Consider the following 1,371-nt stretch of genomic DNA (forward strand, 5'->3'; position numbering starts at 1 on the left):
GTAAGTTAGCAGTATTGAAAAAGCATTCGCTACGTTTGGTGTTTCTTGAACTTTTAGTTCTTCGAAATCCTGCACTTCGCCAATACTTTTTCCGTTAGCTGAAACCGTATTGAAAATATTGCGTAAAAATAATGCTTGAAAATTTAGGAACTTTTACAGAATATGAAATTCAATTATTCAATAAAAATATTGAGAATAAAATTCTGAAGAAAAATGAAGTTATAATTTCCGAAGGAGAAATTTCAAAATCAATTTTTTTTATCAAAAACGGAGCTACTTATCAATTCCAAAAAATTGAAAGTGAAGAAAAAATTATAGAACTGAATATTCAAAATGATTGGATTTATAACTGTGATAGTTTAACAAATCAAGTTCCTTCAAAAACTACGATAAAGTCGTTTCTTCAAACAGAAATAATTGAAGTAAAATTGGAAACTTTGCATAATTTAATTTCAATTTCACAAAATTTTCTGCAAATAAACAAGGTATTTAATTCTTTGAATACTCGAATTCATTTCTACAATAATAATTTAAGTCCCAGTGAAAAATATATTTATTTATTGGAAAACAGACCTGAAATAATCAAAATTTTTCCACTAAATATGATAGCTTCTTATCTCAAAATACGACAAGAAACATTGAGTCGAGTTCGTGCAAATCTCATTTTTTGATTTAAATCAAGTGTATATTATGTATTAATTCCTCAACTTTGAAAGAAAAATATGATTACTGATATTATTCCCAAGTTGCCAATGCGCGATAAAAAAGCAACTCAAAATTTTTACAAAAATCTAGGATTTTCGATTTTTGGAAATGATTTTGAAGGTTATTTGATGATTCAAAAAGATAATTTACAAATCCATTTTTTTGAATTTCAGAACTTAATTCCAAGTGAAAATTACGGACAAATATACATTCGCACAACGGAAATTAATAAATTATACGATTCTTATGTTAAAAACAATATTGTAATTCACCCAAATGGAAAATTAGAATTAAAAAGTTGGGGACAAAAAGAATTTTCCTTACTTGATCCAGATAGTAATTTAATAACTTTTGGAGAATCAGTGAATTAAAAAACGGCTTCAGCTAACATTGTATTGGCAAAATGCGGGGAGAAGTGCTGAATTGAAAAATCCTGCAACTTTTGCCGCCGTTATTTTTCCATTCCACTATTTTTTTGTAAGTTCGTTTCATGGAAAAAATATCGGCTACGTTTAGTCTTTCTTGAACTAAAGTTCTTCGAAAGCCCGCACTTCGCCAATACTTTTTCCGTTACCTGCAATTTTACCAAAAATCACGCAAAAAAAACTGAAAATTAAACAAAACTCATAAATTAGAAAATTAAGAATGATATTTAAATATTTAAGT

General features: G+C 27.5%; 2 protein-coding genes. Both read left to right on the forward strand.

Annotated features, from left to right (window positions below; all coding sequences use genetic code 11):
• The first annotated feature begins 131 nt into the window (after positions 1 to 131).
• Positions 132 to 671, forward strand: a complete 540-nt coding sequence (locus tag IV513_RS15420) for a Crp/Fnr family transcriptional regulator (protein ID WP_209391437.1) — start codon at positions 132 to 134, stop codon at positions 669 to 671.
• Between the two features lie 51 nt (positions 672 to 722).
• On the forward strand, positions 723 to 1,076 hold the full coding sequence (locus tag IV513_RS15425; RefSeq protein WP_209391438.1) for a VOC family protein: 354 nt from the start codon (positions 723 to 725) through the stop codon (positions 1,074 to 1,076).
• Positions 1,077 to 1,371 lie beyond the last annotated feature (295 nt).

The organism is Chryseobacterium sp. RR2-3-20 (genome assembly GCF_017808115.1).
In the GTDB taxonomy this organism is placed as follows: Bacteria; Bacteroidota; Bacteroidia; order Flavobacteriales; family Weeksellaceae; genus Chryseobacterium; species Chryseobacterium oryzae.